The organism is Streptomyces cyaneus, from assembly GCF_004028635.1.
Taxonomy (GTDB): Bacteria; Actinomycetota; Actinomycetes; order Streptomycetales; family Streptomycetaceae; genus Streptomyces; species Streptomyces cyaneus.
In genome coordinates this window covers 557,126-572,320 of record NZ_ML138678.1, presented here as the reverse complement: position 1 = coordinate 572,320, position 15,195 = coordinate 557,126, and the positions used below count along the sequence as shown (strand labels likewise).

Genomic DNA, 15,195 nt, shown 5'->3' with positions numbered 1-15,195 from the left:
CATCATGCCGTCGGGAGCGGGGCTGGCCGAGCCTTGGGGTGTGTGAGTGTGGGATGCATCACGAGCGTCACAGACTCCGCGGTGGGTTCGGGGGGATTTGGGTTCGTCGGCGGCTGCGGGTCATGTGTGGCTGGTCGCGCAGTTCCCCGCGCCCCTGGGTGGGCTGCGGCACAGCCGACCTAAAGGGGCGCGGGGAACTGCGCGAGCAACCCCACACAACCCGCAGCCGCCATCGCACCGAACGCCCCGAGTTCTCAGGCGCACGGTCTCACGGCGCGAGTTCCGGCTCCGCAATCGTCCTCAGTCGCGCCCCGCCTCCGCGAACCACCCTCGCCTGCTCCAGCCGCAGCCGCGCCGAACGCCCGCGCAGCGTCAGTGTCATGAGCTGGTTGCCGAACCACGGGCCGCCCGTCCTGCGCCAGTCGATCGGCGGCCGGGGACAGCCCCCGTGCCCCGCGAACCACCGGCCGAGCACCCGGGCCGCCCCGCTCCAGCCGAAGCGGAAGCCGAGCCGGATCGCCAGGTGAATGGCGTTGTGGACGGGCGAGCAGGTCAGCTGGAAGACCCGGGCGTCGGGCCCCTTCCCCGCCGGCCAGGTCGGCTCGGCCACGTACGCGTGATGCACGTCCCCCGACAGCACGCACACCGTCGCCGGCGCCCCCGCACCCGACCCGGCCTCCGCGATCAGCTCCGCCAGCGCGTCGAAGGACGACGGGAACGCCGCCCAGTGCTCCAGATCCGCCCGCCGCCGCAGATCCTCCCCGAACCGCGCCCAGCGCTCCCCGCGCCCGCCCCGGCACAGGGCCGCGTTCCACGCCTCGGCGTCGTGCACCAGGTGCGGCAGCAGCCAGGGCAGGGAGGTGCCGATGAGGAGGTGGTCGTACGAACCCCGCCCTTCGAGCGCCTGCTCGCGCAGCCACCGCTCCTCGCCCGGGTCGAGCATGGAGCGTGCGTCCTCGTCGAGCACCCGGGCCGCCCGCGTGTCCACCATCAGCAGCCGCACCCGGCCGAAGTCGCGCCGGTAGCTCCAGCGGACGGAGGCCGGATCGGCGTCCGCCTCGCAGGCGAAGGAGCGCAACAGGTCGGTGCCGTCGGGGGTTTCGCGTACGGCGGCGTAGAGCGGGTCGGTGGCCAGTTCGTCCGGCGTGAGATTCCCCAGGTGCTGGTGCACCCAGTACGACATCAGCCCGCTGAGCAGCCGCTCCCGCCACCAGCTCGTTTCCCGCACGTCGGCGAGCCAGGCGGCCGAGGTGTTCCAGTCGTCGATGACGTCGTGGTCGTCGAAGATCATGCAGCTGGGCACGGTGGACAGCAGCCAGCGCACCTCGGGGTCGAGCCACGATTCGTAGTACAGCCGGGTGTACTCCTCGTAGTCGGCGACCTCGTCGCCCGGCGGCTCGCTCAGGTCGCGGCGCGCGGCCAGCCAGCGCCTGGTCGCCTTGGAGGTCTCGTCGGCGTACACCTGGTCGCCCAGCAGGACCAGCACGTCCGGCCGCTCACCGTCCGGCTCGGCGGCGATCCGCGCGGCCAGCGTGTCCAGGGCGTCCGGTCCGACCGGGTCCGGTTCGCCGGCCGGCGGCGCGGCCCAGCGGCAGGAGCCGAAGGCGAGGCGGACGGGGTCGCCGTCGGCCGGGGTGCGGATGACGGAGGGCGGGAAGGGGGATTCGGGGAGCGGCCACACGCGCATGCCGTCGAGGAGGACCTCGTACGACTGTGCCGTGCCCGGGGTGAGGCCTGTGACGGCGATCAGGGCGTAGTGATGGCCGGCGATCTGGAAGGTACGGGACTCGCCGTGGGCGCCCTCCGCGCCGCGCACCTCGGCGGTGCACGGACGGCTCGCCTCGACCCAGACGGTCGCGGACGAGCCGTCGGCGTACCTCAGCAGTGGACCCAGGCGCAGTTCGGCCACGTGATCGCCCTCCTCCGTCGCCCCGTACGGTACGGAACGACGGAGGGGAACGGCGAGGTTCCGCAGATCACGGTTTGCCGAACTCCGTCAGTACGTCCTGGCTGAGTCGTCAGCAGCTCGCGAGGTAGTTCGTCAGGGCGGACTTCTCCGCCGAGTCGACCGAGAGGTCGTAGTAGTACTTCACCTGCACCCAGGCGCGCACGTAGGTGCAGCGGTAGGCCGTGCGCGACGGCATCCAGGTGGCGGGGTCCTGGTCGCCCTTGGCCTGGTTGACGTTGTCGGTGACGGCGATCAGCTGGGGGCGGGTCAGGTCGTTGGCGAAGGCCTGGCGCTGGGAGGTGGTCCAACTGTCGGCACCGGAGTCCCAGGCCTCGGCCAGCGGGACGAGGTGGTCGATGTCGAGGTCGGAGGCGGCGGTCCAGGTGGCGCCTTCGTAGACGGAGTACCAGCTGCCGCTGGTCGCGGCGCAGGAGGAGTCCTGGACGACGTTCGTGCCGTCGCGCTTCAGGACGACCTCGCGGGTGTTGCAGGTGCCGGACTGGGTGATCCAGTGCGGGAAGAGGTCGCGGTCGTAGCCGGTGCGGTCCTCGGTGGCCACGGTGAGCTGGGCCAGGTAGCTGCGGGCGGTGGCGCCGCTGACCGGCGTGGGGAGCGCCGCGGAGGCGGCCGGGGCGTTGAAAAGGGCGACGGAGGCTATGAGGCCGCTGAGGGCCGCGAGTATGCTGACCCGTCGACGCGCGTAGAACTTCGACATTGCGAACTCCCTTGGGAGGTGGGGGTGTTGGCGAGCGAGCGATCGAATGCTCGCCACGCCGTATTGCCGGGAGGTGTGCGTCCGGTAAGAAGTTAGTGACGCGTGCATGACATAACAAGGTTTATGGCGAAACGATCTCGTATCATGGTGTGCGCAGAAGGGGAGTAGCTCTTCGCCGGACCGTCGACATACTGCTCAGCTCGCCTGAGCCGGCGCCCGGAGGCAGACCTCGTTCATGGGGTCGGCCAGCGAGACCTTCGGCAAGCAGTGCACGCCTGTGTCGTACGGCACGGGCGACGAGTGCGCTGCCGTGCCGAGGTGTCGCAGCGCAGTGATCATGCGCACAATGCTCTCGGCGGGGCAGCCCGACCGATTGAGGAACCTTGATCAGCTTCACCGTGACGGCGGTCGTCTTCGGCGTCGTCTTCCTTGCCGAACTGCCCGACAAGACCGCGCTCGCCGGGCTCGTCCTCGGTACGCGCTATCGCGCCTCCTACGTCTTCGCCGGCGTCGCCGCCGCGTTCGCGGTGCATGTCGCGCTGGCCGTGGCGGCCGGCAGCGTGCTGACGCTGCTGCCGCAGCAGATCGTGCACGCGCTGACCGGTGTGCTCTTCCTGGCCGGCGCGGCCGTGCTGCTCATGAAGAAGGACGAGGACGAGGACGAGATCCGCAAGCCGGAGAACCAGTCCTTCTGGAAGGTGTCCGGGGCCGGGTTCATGCTCATCCTGGTCGCCGAGTTCGGGGATCTGACGCAGATCATGACGGCGAACCTCGCGGCGCGCTACGACGATCCGCTGTCGGTCGGGCTCGGCGCGGTGCTGGCGCTGTGGGCGGTCGCCGGGCTCGGCATCGTCGGCGGAAAGGCCCTGATGAAGCGGATTCCGCTGGTGCTCATCACCAAGGTCGCGGCGGTGCTGATGCTGGGGCTCGGGGTGTGGAGCCTGTGGGAGGCGATCGCCGGGTGAGTCCGGGCCGAGCTGAACTGTGGGTGAACGGTTTCTGGAGGCGGTAGCGGGATCGGGGCTCGGTTTTGTACCGTAGGGGAACAAAGTGGTTCCCGCCCGTTTTCCCTGACCGGCGGGCGGGGCCACCTTGTCCCTCCCGGGGGCCACCCCTGTACCCCCGGTGCCCCTCGCCCTGGAGCTGCCGATGCCGGCCACCACCGTGCCCACCACGCCCACTGTGCTCACCGCCCGTGCCCTCCTGCTCGACATGGACGGCACCCTCGTCAACTCGGACGCCGTCGTGGAACGGATCTGGCGTCGCTGGGCCGAGCGGCACGGGCTGGACGGGGACGAGGTGATGAAGGTCGTGCACGGGCGGCAGGGGTACGCCTCGATGGCGCTGCTGCTGCCGGAGCGGCCGATGGAGCAGAACCACGCGGACAACGCGCGCATGCTCGCCGAGGAGACGGCGGATGTGGCGGGCGTGGTGCCGATCCCGGGGGCCCCGGAGTTTCTGGCCTCGCTGCGGGGGCTGCCGCATGCGCTGGTGACGTCGGCCGACGTCCCGCTGTCCACGGCGCGGATGGCCGCGGCCGGGCTGGAGCTGCCGGAGGTGCGGGTGACCGCGGAGTCGGTGGGCGCGAGCAAGCCCGACCCGGAGGGGTTTTTGAAGGGGGCGGCCGAGTTGGGGGTCGCGCCGGCGGATTGCGTCGTCTTCGAGGACTCGGCTGCCGGGATCGAGGCGGGGCGCTCCGCGGGGATGCGGGTGGTGGGGGTCGGGCCGCGGGCCGGGCTTCATGGGCCGGATGTGGTCGTGGCCGACCTGCGGCAGGTGCGGGTCGAGGCTGCGGCGGGTGGGGAGATTCGGCTGTACGTCGCCTAGGGCTCGCCTGAGAGCTCGGGGCTTCCGGCCGGATCGCGGGTGCGGGTCGCGTTCGGTTGCTCGCGCAGTTCCCCGCGCCCCTTGGGACGCTGCACTGCAGCCAACCCAGGGGCGCGGGGAACTGCGCGACCGGCCACACGCGACCCGCAGCCGCCGATGAACGTGAAGCCCCGAGCTCTCAGGCCCCGGCTCTGCTAGCGCAGCGTCACGGTTCTGTCGTCTCCGACTCCAGCTTCTCCCTCGTCGCCAGGTCGTACACCCCGTATTCCTGCGGCTGGACTCCCCGTGCCCACTGGTATCTGCTGACCGCGTCCTCGACGCCCTCGTTGTAGTTGCCGCTCGCCTTCCTCGTGTAGAGGCCGAGTTGGGTCAGGCGGAGTTCCAGTTCCGTGACCTCGGGGCCCCGGTCGCCGCGGCTGAGGGTCGGGGGTTCTGGCGCCAGGGCGGCGGCGGATTCCTCCTGGGAGTCCGTGGCTTCGGCTGTCGAGGGGGCCGTCGTCGGTTCGGCCGAGCGCGATGGCGTCGGGGACGCGCTCGACCTCGACGGAGACGGTGAGGGGGACTCGCTCTCCGCGGGCGAGGGGGGCGCGGGCGGAGGTGCCGGCTGTGCCGACGTCCCGGCCGGGGAGGGCTCCTCGGAGGCCTCGCTGGTCGACGGCACCGGGACGCTCGCCCGTACGTCGTCCGGCAGTGCCTTGTCCCGTGACGGCGTCTCGTACGTGAACAGGCCGCTCGCCAAGCCTGCCGCCGCCAGTACGGCCACGAGCGCTCCGCCCACGCCCAGCAGGGCCGTACGCGTACGGCGGTGGCCGGCCCTCGCGCGCCGCGTCCCGTCCCTGTCGTCTTCCTCGTACACGGCCGTGTCCGGCTCGAACAGGCTCAGGTCCCGTGCGCTCGGTGTCGTCGCCGGCGGGGACAGGGGGGTGAGGGGCGGTGCCGTCGGCGGTACCGCCAGTAGCGGCATCGTTTCGCCGTCGCCCTCCAGCTCGACGTACGGGCGTATGCGCAGCGGATCGAAGTCCTCCGCCGCGGCCGCCTCCGCCGTACGGGCATCGCGCAGGGCCTCGGAGACGCGTTGCCCGCAGCCGCACGACGGGGTGTTGTCGGCCGCTCTCGGCGCACCGCACTCCGGGCAAAGGTGGCCATCAGGGCCGTCCGGGCCATCCGGGCCGCCTGGCCTGATCGGGCTGTCAGGGCTGTCCGGGCCGTCCAGGTCCTTCGGACCCTTCGCTCCCTCGGTTCCCCTCGGCTCTGTCACGCGTTCGTCCCCTCCCCTCGCGAACTCCCCAGATTATGCAGACGTTCCTCACGCCGCCTCCCCAACCCCCGGAAGGACCCCTTCCAAACGGACTCGACAGGCCATAACGGGGCACAGCGATCACGATGGGAGGGGTATGGAGGGGCAACGACTCGCTCGGGAGGTCTTCATGGCCGGGGACGCGCACGGTATGACGGGAAATGTGCGTGACGCGCAGCCCCCGAAGCGGGGAGTCGAGACGCACGAGAACGTGCCCGGCAACGTCCTCGTCTCCATCGGCGCGCTGCTTCTCGGCATGCTGCTCGCCGCCCTCGACCAGACCATCGTGTCGACCGCGCTGCCGACCATCGTCAGCGACCTCGGCGGCCTGGATCACCTGTCGTGGGTCGTGACCGCGTATCTGCTGGCGTCCACCGCCGCGACTCCGCTGTGGGGCAAGCTCGGTGACCAGTACGGGCGCAAGCGGCTCTTCCAGATCGCGATCGTGATCTTTCTCGTCGGTTCCGCGCTGTGCGGCGTGGCGCAGGACATGGCTCAGCTCATCGCCTTCCGGGCCGTGCAGGGGCTCGGTGGCGGCGGGCTCATCGTGCTGTCCATGGCGATCGTCGGTGACCTCGTCCCGCCCCGTGAACGCGGGCGGTATCAGGGGCTGTTCGGTGCCGTGTTCGGGGCGAGCAGTGTGCTGGGGCCGCTGCTGGGTGGGGTGTTCACCGAACATCTGAGCTGGCGGTGGGTGTTCTACGTCAACCTGCCGGTCGGGGTCGTCGCGCTCGTCGTCATCGCCGGTGTGCTGCGCATTCCGCACAAGGCGACGCGGCATGTCATCGACTACCTCGGCACGTTTCTGATCGCCGCCGTTGCCACCTGTCTGGTGCTGGTGGCGTCCCTCGGGGGGACGACGTGGGGCTGGGGGTCGGCGCAGGTCGTCGGGCTCGCCGTCCTCGGGGCTGTGCTCGCCGTCGCTTTCGTCGCCGTGGAGCGCCGGGCCGCGGAACCAGTGCTGCCGCTCAAGCTGTTCCGCGTGCGGACCTTCACGCTGTCCGCTGTCATCAGCTTCATCGTCGGGTTCGCCATGTTCGGCGCGATGACCTATCTGCCGACGTTCCTCCAGGTCGTGCAGGGGGTCAGCCCGACCATGTCCGGGGTGCACATGCTGCCGATGGTCGTCGGCATGCTGCTGTCGTCCACCGGATCCGGGCAGATCGTCAGCCGTACCGGACGCTGGAAGGTGTTCCCGATCGCCGGGACCGGGGTCACCACGCTCGGCTTGTTGCTGCTGCACCGGCTCGACATGGACAGCTCCACCTGGGCGATGAGTGTCTACTTCTTCGTCTTCGGACTGGGGCTCGGGCTGGTCATGCAGGTGCTGGTGCTGATCGTGCAGAACGCCGTCTCGTACGAGGATCTCGGCGTCGCCACCTCCGGGGCGACGTTCTTCCGGTCCATCGGGGCCTCGTTCGGCGTCGCCATCTTCGGCACGATCTTCGCCAATCGGCTCGATGACAAGCTCATCGATGCGTTTCGGGGGGTTGAGCTTCCGGCTGGTGTTTCGCTGGAGGGGCTCGAGGCGGATCCGCGCGACATCGCCGAACTGCCGGCCGGGCTGCGGCCGGCCGCGCTGGAGGCGTACGCGACCTCGATCACCGACGTGTTCCTGTACGCCGCTCCTGTGGCGCTGGTGGGGTTCGTGCTGGCCTGGCTACTGCGTGAGGACAAACTGCGGGGGTCCGTGACCGCCCCCGATGTGACCGAGACGCTGGCCAGCAACCCCGTCGAGCGGTCGTCGTACGACGAGGTGTGCCGGGCGTTGTCCGTGCTCGGTACGCGGGAGGGGCGGCGTGAGGTGTACCGGAAGATCACCGAGCGGGCCGGGTACGACCTGCTGCCCGCGGCCAGTTGGCTGCTGCTGCGGACCAAGAAGTACGGCTGGGTGGAGCCGGCGGTGCTCGCCGAGCGCAGCGCTGTGCCGCTGCCTGTGATTCTTGACGCCGCTCGGCAGGTGGAGGGGCGGCGGTTGGCTGTCCGTGAAGGGCTTGACCTTGTGCTGACGGACAGGGGGCGGGAGGTTGCCGAGCGGTTGGCTCGGGTGCGGGAGGAGTCGTTCGCCGAGTTGCTGGGTGACTGGTGGGGGCCGGATCGGCCTACCGATCTGGTCCAGTTGGTGAAGGAGCTGAACGAGGAGCTGTGCGGGTCGGATCGTGAGCAACCGGGTACCTCCGGTGGTTGAGCCGGGATGCCTGCGGCGGCCCGTTGCTGTTCGGTGGGGGTGCGCGTAGCGCCCAGGGTTCGGTGGGTGGGTCGGGGCCGCGCCGGGGGGTGTCCGTCCTCGGACCGGCGGTCGCCTTAGGCCAAGAGGTGCTGCGTGTTGACGCCGGCCACTGCGGGCGGACACCCCCCGGCACGTCCCCTTTCCGCCGTACGCGACTGCGGGCCCGTGGGGGTACGCGCGAGTTGCCTAAAGGGCCTTGCTGAACCAGTGCTCGGCATAGACGGCGTTGTTGTGCGGGGGCGTCTCCTCGTAGCCGAGGCGGGTGTACAGGGCGCGGGCCTCTGTCAGGTCGTGGCGCGTGTCCAGGATCATGCGGGTGGCGCCGAAGGATCGGGCCGTGGCCTCGGCGGCCCGTACGAGGGCCTGGCCGCCTCCCTTGCCACGCATCGGCTCGTGGATGAACACCCGCTTCAGTTCGGCGGTGTCCGCGTCCAAGAGGCGTACGCCTGCTGAACCGGCCGGCTCGTCCGCGTAGCGGGCCACCAGCAACGTGCCTTTCGGCGGCTGGAGTTCGTCCCAAGCGTGCGCGGCGATCTCGCGGTCCAGCTCGGCCGGGTCGGTGCGGTGGCCTTTGTGCAGGAGGTAGTAGCGGTCGCTGACCTCCGTGTAGTACGCCCGCCAGAGGGCGGTGGCGATGGGGGAGTCGTGGGGTTCCGGGGTGACGGTCCAGGTCATGCCGGACATTGTCGGAGGGGGAAGCAGTGGGCCCGCAAGCGAATATGACACCAGGGCCGACGGGGGATGCGGCGAATTCGGGGCCGTTTGAGGGGCGTTCTCGGGGCAACCCGGCAGACATGTCCACATTCGTGATCATTCTGATCGTGATTGCTGCGGTCGTCGTCGTGCTCGGCGCGGCCGCCCTGGCCCTGCGTGCTCGGGGTACGCGGGGCACCAAGGGGCTGAAGCGGCGCTTCGGGCCCGAATACGAGCGGGCCCTGGCCCGGCACGACGGGGACGCCGAGGCAGCCGAGCGTGAGCTCGCCCAGCGGGTGGAGCGGCACGGCGGGCTGCGGGAGCGGCCACTGGAGGCGACCGAGGTCGAGCGGTTCGAGGCCCGCTGGACCGAGGCCCAGGAGCACTTCGTCGACGCGCCCAAGGAGGCGGTCGGCGAGGCGGACCGGCTGCTCGCCGAGCTGGCGCGGGCCCGCGGGTTCCCGGACGGGGCGCAGTACGAGGAGCAGCTGTCCGCCCTCTCCGTGCACCACGCGGACCATGTGCAGGGCTACCGGCACGTCCATCGGGTCGCGCACGCACCCGAGGGGCGACCCGACACGGAGGAGATGCGCGAGGCGATGATCGAGGGCCGCGCCCTATTCGAGGATCTGATGCACGTGCCCGACAAGCGGCACGCGGCGAGGAGTTGAGGAAGATGGCGGACGTCACGAAAACTGCTCCGCTCCTCGCACACGACGAGCGCGACAAACTCGAACTGCAGGTGCAGCAGGCCGTGTCCCACTTCGTCGATCAGCCCCGGACCGCCGTCGAGGAGGCCGATCACGCCGTCGAGGAGATCATCGGCCGCTTCACCGAGGCCATGACCCAGCGCCGGCGCACCCTGCGGATGTCCTGGCAGGCCACGGACGGGGCCACGGGCGGGGCCGCAGGCGGGAGTGCGGACGAGACCGCCGACACCGAGCAGCTCCGGCTCGCCCTGCGCGACTACCGCGAGCTGGCGGAACGGTTGCTACGCCTCTGACACGTCGGAAGCGTTCGACACATCGGAATCAGCTGCCGTCCGGCGTCCCTCCCGACGCTCCCGCCACTCCCGTACGACCTCTTCCACGTCGTACGGCTTGCGGCCCAAGGGAGGGCCGGGCGGTGGCTTCAGCAGCATGTCGCGGATCTTGACGTTCACGTCCGTGATGATCTTCCGGACGATCCGCTCCGTCGGCGCCGCGTACGCCGCTGTCAGCGCGTCCTCCGCCTCCTTGCGCAGGGCGAGCCCCGGGGGCAGGACGGACAGGCCCTCGCGGGCCATCTTGCGTTTGACCCACCACAGTTCGTCGTACGGGGATTCCAGGTCGTTCGGCAGGGGTTTGCCGGCTCCGGGCAGTCTGTCGAAGTCGCCGCGCCTTTGCGCGTCGTGGATCTGCTTGTCGACCCAGGACTCGAACGGGACACCGGGAGGCTTTCGCTCGGTCATGAGTCCATTGTGCCGGACGCGGTGGTGCCGGGCGATTTATCATGCGGCGTCGGTGGCCAAAACGGCCGCTGTACAAGGACGTTTCAGGAGGAACGCACGTGCTCGAACTCACCATGGCCGCCGTGTCCGCGGCGGACGAGGGTGCCACGGCCGGCATGCTCATGGCCGACGCGCCCAGCGAGCCGGGTGCCGTGCTGCGGGTGGGCCGGGACAAGACGGTGTGCCGGCTCTCGACGCCCGACGACTGGCTGTTCGTCTCGCGGGTCCACCTGGAGTTCCTGTGCGGCCCCGACGGTGGCTGGCAGGTGAGCTGGCTGCGCGGCTCGCAGCCCGACCCGTCCTCCGAAGTGCGGCTGACGGTGGGGGAGTACGCGCAGCCGATCGCCTACGGCGGGACGGTGCCGCTGCCGAGGGGCGGCAGCGGTGAGATCGTCATCCAGGACCGTACGGCGCCGCGCAGCGTCAACGTCGGCTTCTATCACGAGGCTTGATCCCCAGGGCCTGGCGGCAGGGCCGCGCCGCTTACGCCAGCACCCGCGCCAGTGCGAAGCCGTCGTAGCCCTTGCTGCCCACCGTCTGGATCGCGGTGCCGCTCAACCTCGGGTGGCTGCCGATCAGTTCGATGGCGGCGCGGGTGCCCCGGACGTCCGGTGCGGTGGCGTCCGGGTCGGCGACCCGGCCGCCGCGCACCACGTTGTCCACGACGATCAGGCTGCCGGTGCTCGTGAGCCTGAGGGCCCAGTCGACGTAGTGGGGGTTGTTGGCCTTGTCGGCGTCGATGAAGACCAGGTCGAAGGGGGCCGGGTTCTCGTCGGCCAGCTTGGGCAGCGACTCCAGGGCCGGGCCGATCCGCACCTCGACGATCCTGTCCAGGCCCGCCCGCGCGATGTTGCGGGTGGCGACCTCGGCGTTCTTGGCGCTGTACTCCAGGGAGATCAGGCGGCCGTCGGCGGGCAGGGCGCGGGCCAGCCAGATGGTGCTGTAGCCGCCGAGCGTGCCGATCTCCAGGATGTTGCGGGCGCCCTGGATCTGGGCCAGGAGGTGGAGGAACTTGCCCTGGGTCGGGGTGACGCTGATCTGCGGGAGCTCGGCCGCGTCGCTGTCACGCAGGGCTGCCTGGAGGGTGTCGTCCTCGGGTGAGAGGTGGGCGGAGAAATACTCGTCGACGTCGTCCCAGAGCTGCGACTCGCTCATCGCCTTGCCTTTCGTATGGCTAGTTAGAAGCAGTAAGTAGAATCGCTAACTAGATGCCCTAACGAATATAGTCGCGTGCCCCGTTCCCTGTCAGGGATTTCCCTTGTCGGGCATTTCCGTTCCCCGTCCGGGATTCCAGGATCGTGGATTCAGCCGACTGGCGCAGGCGGCTGCGCCTGGGGCGGGGCCGGTGGTGGCGGTGGCGGGGGCGCCGGTGCCTTCGGGCGGCGGGACCGCCGTACGGCCAGCACCACCGCCGTCGCCGCGGCCAGGGCGGGGCCGCCCGTCACCGTCAGCAGCCACGCCGGGATGCCGGCCACCGTGCGCAGCCGGTCCTCGTGGATCACCTGCTGGAAGGTGTCGTCGGCCGCCGCCCGGCGCAGCACGTGGTCGTCGGAGATCCGGTCGGGGTACGGGAACTCCTGGCCGATCGAGGTGAGGAACGGTGCGCCCGCCGCCAACTCGGCCAGCGGGCCGGACTTCGCCGTCACCCGGCCGGCGTAGGTGACGCGGGGGCGTTCGCCGCCGATGCGGGACGCCGGTTCCATACGGTGCGCGGCGAGGACGTACAGGCCCAGTGACTGCGGTGTCTCGGCGAGGCGGGACAGGCGCATCGGGTAGACCGGTTCGTCGGCCCGGAAGGTGAGGTGCAGCGGGTCCAGGGTGCCGGTCAGCGGCTCGCCGGTGGTGGCGGGGGCCAGTTTGACGGCGACGTACTCCCAGCGCTTTTGGACGTACGGCCGCAGGGCGCCGGCCAGGCGGGGCGGCAGGGCGAAGCCGTTGCTGTCCAGCCAGCCGTCGAGGGCGCCCGGGTCGGTGGCGGTCAGCCGGGCCACGTCGAAGGGGCCGAGCCGCTGTCGGCCGACCACGTCCACGGCAGGTGCACGTCCGGCGCCGAACCGGGGCCCGCGCGGGCCGCCGCCCGTGCGGTCGCCGGTCACCAGGGGCCAGTCGCCGTCCTGGGGCCAGAAGTGGTACCGGTCGCGGTGCACGGGGGCGGTGACGTCGTGCAGTTCGTCGAAGAGGACCGGGTCGCCGAGCCGGACCGTCGCCCGCCGCGGCACCGGCATGATCCACGCGACCCGCTCGGCGTCCCCGCGGACGGTCAGCCGCATCACGACCTGCTCCCGCGTCCCGTCCCAGCGGACCACGGACTCCTCACGGCCGACCGTCACGCGCCGCGCGTCACCGGGCACCATGGCCCCGCAGCCGCACGCCCACGCGGGCGACACGAGCTGTCCGAGCTGGAGGGCGAGCAGCGTCAGGACGAGGGTGAGGACTCGGCTTCGGGCCCGCCTCCGTACCCCTTCCCGCAGTAACTCGGCCATCGTGCGCAGCCCCTCCATCCCCGCAAGTCCCTCCGTCGTGCCGACGCCCGGGCTTCAGACGGTACGGCGGATGATCCGGTTCCGGGGGCCGGTCCCGCGATGTGAACGACTCCGCGCCACTTGAGGGACCCACGGGAGGCGAGCGAACTCGCCCCCGACTATCGTCATCCGGACAAAAGGAGAGCAGACGTCAGGTGAAGACGGGGTTGCCTGCGTCTCTCCCGGGGGTGGTGCGGGCCTCTCAGGGTTCGTGACGATTCCTTACGCGTGGGACGTGTGGGACGACCGGGGCGGGAGGCCTGCGAGGCGTGGCGAATGCGGATCACGGTGGGCGACCGGCGGAGGCAGTCGGAGCCACGGCCGTCGGCACGGTTCAGGCACGCCTGCGCGTGGCGCGCCTCGGCCTGTGGCTGGTCGCCACGATTCTCGGCGTACGGCAGCTGGCCGTCGTCCTCAGCACCCCGTCCGGGGAGCGGCTGACGGATCTGGAGACCTGGGTCGGCCCGGCCGGCGTCCTGCATGTGAAGGGCTCGCTGTACGACTCGACGCAGTTCACCGGTACGCCGTTCGGCGGGCTCGTCCTCAAGCCGCTCACCCGCGCCGCCGAGCAGGCCCTCGGCTGGGGCTGGACGTTCGGCACCCTGCTGCTCGTCGCCGCGCTCGGCCTGGTCGCCGCCCGTGCCCTGCCGCAGCCGGTGAGCAGACGGACCTCGCTGCTCGCCGCGCCCGTCGCGATCAGCCTGCTCATGCTGTCGCTGCCGGTGCGCAACACCCTCTACCTCGGCCAGACCAGCATCATGCCGGTGCTGCTCGTCCTGGTCGGCTGCTTCGTCGTGCGCGGCGAGCGGGCCAGCGGCGTGCTCATCGGCCTCGCGGCCGCGCTCCAGCCGACCCTGCTGCTGTTCACCCCGCTGCTGTGGTTCACCGGCCGCCGCCGGGCCGCAGCCTCCACGGGGGCCACGTTCGCCGCGAGCACGGTGCTCGCGGTGGTGGCGATGCCGCACGACTCGTACACGTACTGGGTGCACCACATGGGCGGTGTCGGTCTCGGTGGCCGTGCCGACGACCTCGCCAACCAGTCCCTGCACGGCGCCCTGCTGCGGCTGGGGCTGACCGGCCCGCTGGAGATCGTCCTCTTCCTGCTCCTCGGCGCCGCCGTCGCCGTCCTCGCGCTGCGCCGCGCCGTGCGCTACGCCCACGACGGACAGCTCCTCCTCGCCGTCGCGATCACCGGCTGCGCGGCGATCGTCATGTCCCCCACCGCCTGGCAGCACCAGCTGCTGTGGGTACTGCTCGCGATCGTCGGGCAGGTCGGCAAACGGGCCTCCGACCGGTACGTATGGCCGGTCGCCGTCGTCCTGGTGATGACGCTGCCCGCGAAGATGATGGTGCCGGACAAGGTGGTCTTCCATCCTCTCCGTGCGGACCTCGTCCTCCTGGCCGCGCTCGCCACGGCCGCCGTCGTGCCGTTCCTGTCGCGCACGTCGCCGTACTGGCAGACGCCGATCCCGACGCGGTACGCCGACCCCGTCCCCTCCCGCTTCCAGCAGATCCCGCTGGTGCAGTCCCTGCGCCGGGTGATCACCCGCCCGAACCTGCTCTTCGAGCTGTTGCTGATCCGGGTCACCTACTACGCGTACGCCCAGATCCGCCTCGCCGCGGCCGGCGGCTCCAACTCGGCGGGCCGGGTCACCGCCGAGGAGCACGGCGCGGAGATCCACTCCATCGAACGCGCCCTGCACATCGACATCGAGTACTGGGCCAACCACGCCGTGGTGAAGGTCGACTGGCTCCGCGACTTCTTCGACTTCTACTACGAGTCGTTCCACTTCGGCGTCCCGCTCGCCATACTCGGCGTCCTGTACTGGCGCCGCCCGGTCGACTACCGCTGGGCCCGCTCGGCGATCGGCTTCGCCACCGTCTTCGCCCTGCTCGGCTTCTGGCTCTACCCCCTGGCCCCGCCCCGCCTGATGCCCGGCCTCGGCTTCATCGACACCGTCCACGGCCCGCAGGACTTCACCCAGCCCGACTACGGCACGCTGACCGAACTCACCAACCAGTACGCGGCGATGCCGTCCCTGCACTTCGGCTGGTCCCTGTGGTGCGGCCTCGTGATCCTCATCCTCGCCCCCAGGTGGTGGATGAAGGCCCTCGGCCTCCTCCACCCCCTGTTCACGGTCACCGCGATCGTCGTCACCGCCAACCACTGGGTGCTGGACGCGGCCGGCGGCGCGATGGTCGTAGCCGCGGGCTTCGCCATGACACACCTGCTCCAGGGCCCACGAGCCAGGACGGCCCCGCCGGAGGCGGCCCAGCCCAACAGCAACTCCCCGACTCCGGTGAAGGACCGTACGCCGAGCTGATCGGGGGTGCGCATGCGGAGGTGGTCAGCAGTGGCTTTCCGGCTCCGGTGAGGGGGCGTGCTCGGGGCTGATTGGTGGCGGCCGGGGTGTGGGTTCGTGGTGGGGGCTGTGCGTAAGGCGGTAGTTCTGGTCTGCCGTATTCGTGCGGTG

The 15,195-nt window shown here is 70.9% G+C and carries 15 protein-coding genes; 7 read left to right on the top strand and 8 right to left on the bottom strand.

Features of this window, described 5'->3' with window-relative positions:
- Positions 1–268 precede the first annotated feature (268 nt).
- The 3 genes from EHO50_RS02540 to EHO50_RS43855 form a co-directional block, all read right to left on the bottom strand.
- A complete protein-coding gene (locus EHO50_RS02540; protein ID WP_128428132.1) occupies positions 269–1,909 on the bottom strand; it encodes an alkaline phosphatase D family protein in 1,641 nt (546 codons plus the stop codon).
- A gap of 109 nt (positions 1,910–2,018) precedes the next feature.
- The gene (locus tag EHO50_RS02535; protein ID WP_128428131.1) at positions 2,019–2,663 is read right to left on the bottom strand and encodes an HNH endonuclease family protein; all 645 of its coding nucleotides are present in this window, start codon (positions 2,661–2,663) and stop codon (positions 2,019–2,021) included.
- Positions 2,664–2,858: 195 nt separating this feature from the next.
- Positions 2,859–3,002, bottom strand: coding sequence for a hypothetical protein (locus EHO50_RS43855; protein WP_164904733.1), 144 nt, complete (start codon positions 3,000–3,002; stop codon positions 2,859–2,861).
- A 44-nt stretch (positions 3,003–3,046) separates the two neighbouring features.
- Between EHO50_RS43855 and EHO50_RS02530 the strand changes: the two genes are divergently transcribed.
- Both EHO50_RS02530 and EHO50_RS02525 read left to right on the top strand, forming a co-directional pair.
- Positions 3,047–3,628: a TMEM165/GDT1 family protein gene (locus EHO50_RS02530; RefSeq protein ID WP_128428130.1), complete on the top strand. Its 582-nt coding sequence runs from the start codon at positions 3,047–3,049 to the stop codon at positions 3,626–3,628.
- Positions 3,629–3,812: 184 nt separating this feature from the next.
- Positions 3,813–4,490, top strand: a complete 678-nt coding sequence (locus tag EHO50_RS02525) for an HAD family hydrolase (RefSeq protein ID WP_128428129.1) — start codon at positions 3,813–3,815, stop codon at positions 4,488–4,490.
- A gap of 205 nt (positions 4,491–4,695) precedes the next feature.
- On the opposite strand, the gene EHO50_RS02520 is transcribed toward EHO50_RS02525, so the two are convergent.
- On the bottom strand, positions 4,696–5,673 hold the full coding sequence (locus EHO50_RS02520; protein WP_246101046.1) for a peptidoglycan-binding domain-containing protein: 978 nt from the start codon (positions 5,671–5,673) through the stop codon (positions 4,696–4,698).
- 244 nt (positions 5,674–5,917) lie between these two features.
- Between EHO50_RS02520 and EHO50_RS02515 the strand changes: the two genes are divergently transcribed.
- The gene (locus EHO50_RS02515) at positions 5,918–7,975 is read left to right on the top strand and encodes an MDR family MFS transporter (protein ID WP_128428936.1); all 2,058 of its coding nucleotides are present in this window, start codon (positions 5,918–5,920) and stop codon (positions 7,973–7,975) included.
- Positions 7,976–8,203: 228 nt separating this feature from the next.
- Here EHO50_RS02515 and EHO50_RS02510 read toward each other — a convergent pair whose 3' ends face one another.
- The gene (locus tag EHO50_RS02510; protein WP_128428128.1) at positions 8,204–8,692 is read right to left on the bottom strand and encodes a GNAT family N-acetyltransferase; all 489 of its coding nucleotides are present in this window, start codon (positions 8,690–8,692) and stop codon (positions 8,204–8,206) included.
- 119 nt (positions 8,693–8,811) lie between these two features.
- Here EHO50_RS02510 and EHO50_RS02505 point away from each other — a divergent pair, with 119 nt between their 5' ends.
- Both EHO50_RS02505 and EHO50_RS02500 read left to right on the top strand, forming a co-directional pair.
- Positions 8,812–9,381 (top strand): hypothetical protein, encoded by a 570-nt coding sequence (locus tag EHO50_RS02505; protein ID WP_128428127.1) that lies wholly within the window; start codon positions 8,812–8,814, stop codon positions 9,379–9,381.
- A 5-nt stretch (positions 9,382–9,386) separates the two neighbouring features.
- Positions 9,387–9,713 carry a hypothetical protein gene (locus EHO50_RS02500; protein ID WP_128428126.1) on the top strand — a complete coding sequence of 109 codons (327 nt, stop codon included), beginning with the start codon at positions 9,387–9,389 and terminating at the stop codon, positions 9,711–9,713.
- Here the strand turns inward: EHO50_RS02500 and EHO50_RS02495 are convergent.
- Positions 9,702–10,160, bottom strand: a complete 459-nt coding sequence (locus EHO50_RS02495) for a DnaJ family domain-containing protein (protein ID WP_128428125.1) — start codon at positions 10,158–10,160, stop codon at positions 9,702–9,704. The two genes, EHO50_RS02500 and EHO50_RS02495, sit on opposite strands and share 12 nt — an antisense overlap.
- A gap of 98 nt (positions 10,161–10,258) precedes the next feature.
- Here EHO50_RS02495 and EHO50_RS02490 point away from each other — a divergent pair, with 98 nt between their 5' ends.
- Positions 10,259–10,651 (top strand): FHA domain-containing protein, encoded by a 393-nt coding sequence (locus EHO50_RS02490; RefSeq protein WP_128428124.1) that lies wholly within the window; start codon positions 10,259–10,261, stop codon positions 10,649–10,651.
- Between the two features lie 31 nt (positions 10,652–10,682).
- On the opposite strand, the gene EHO50_RS02485 is transcribed toward EHO50_RS02490, so the two are convergent.
- Both EHO50_RS02485 and EHO50_RS02480 read right to left on the bottom strand, forming a co-directional pair.
- Positions 10,683–11,354 (bottom strand): O-methyltransferase, encoded by a 672-nt coding sequence (locus tag EHO50_RS02485; protein WP_128428123.1) that lies wholly within the window; start codon positions 11,352–11,354, stop codon positions 10,683–10,685.
- 149 nt (positions 11,355–11,503) lie between these two features.
- Entirely contained in the window at positions 11,504–12,682 is a 1,179-nt protein-coding gene (locus tag EHO50_RS02480) for a DUF2330 domain-containing protein (RefSeq protein ID WP_128428122.1), read from the bottom strand.
- A 308-nt stretch (positions 12,683–12,990) separates the two neighbouring features.
- On the opposite strand from EHO50_RS02480, the gene EHO50_RS02475 reads away from it, so the two are divergent.
- Positions 12,991–15,045, top strand: coding sequence for a bifunctional glycosyltransferase 87/phosphatase PAP2 family protein (locus EHO50_RS02475; RefSeq protein WP_128428121.1), 2,055 nt, complete (start codon positions 12,991–12,993; stop codon positions 15,043–15,045).
- Positions 15,046–15,195 lie beyond the last annotated feature (150 nt).

Bases quoted from the DNA above. Each gene is read 5' to 3' on its own strand.
- EHO50_RS02535 (WP_128428131.1), bottom strand. From the start codon at position 2,663: ATGTCGAAGTTCTACGCGCGTCGACGGGTCAGCATACTCGCGGCCCTC.
- EHO50_RS02480 (WP_128428122.1), bottom strand. From the start codon at position 12,682: ATGGCCGAGTTACTGCGGGAAGGGGTACGGAGGCGGGCCCGAAGCCGA.
- EHO50_RS02485 (WP_128428123.1), bottom strand. From the start codon at position 11,354: ATGAGCGAGTCGCAGCTCTGGGACGACGTCGACGAGTATTTCTCCGCC.
- EHO50_RS43855 (WP_164904733.1), bottom strand. From the start codon at position 3,002: ATGATCACTGCGCTGCGACACCTCGGCACGGCAGCGCACTCGTCGCCC.
- EHO50_RS02505 (WP_128428127.1), top strand. From the start codon at position 8,812: ATGTCCACATTCGTGATCATTCTGATCGTGATTGCTGCGGTCGTCGTC.
- EHO50_RS02500 (WP_128428126.1), top strand. From the start codon at position 9,387: ATGGCGGACGTCACGAAAACTGCTCCGCTCCTCGCACACGACGAGCGC.
- EHO50_RS02525 (WP_128428129.1), top strand. From the start codon at position 3,813: ATGCCGGCCACCACCGTGCCCACCACGCCCACTGTGCTCACCGCCCGT.
- EHO50_RS02515 (WP_128428936.1), top strand. From the start codon at position 5,918: ATGGCCGGGGACGCGCACGGTATGACGGGAAATGTGCGTGACGCGCAG.
- EHO50_RS02510 (WP_128428128.1), bottom strand. From the start codon at position 8,692: ATGACCTGGACCGTCACCCCGGAACCCCACGACTCCCCCATCGCCACC.
- EHO50_RS02495 (WP_128428125.1), bottom strand. From the start codon at position 10,160: ATGACCGAGCGAAAGCCTCCCGGTGTCCCGTTCGAGTCCTGGGTCGAC.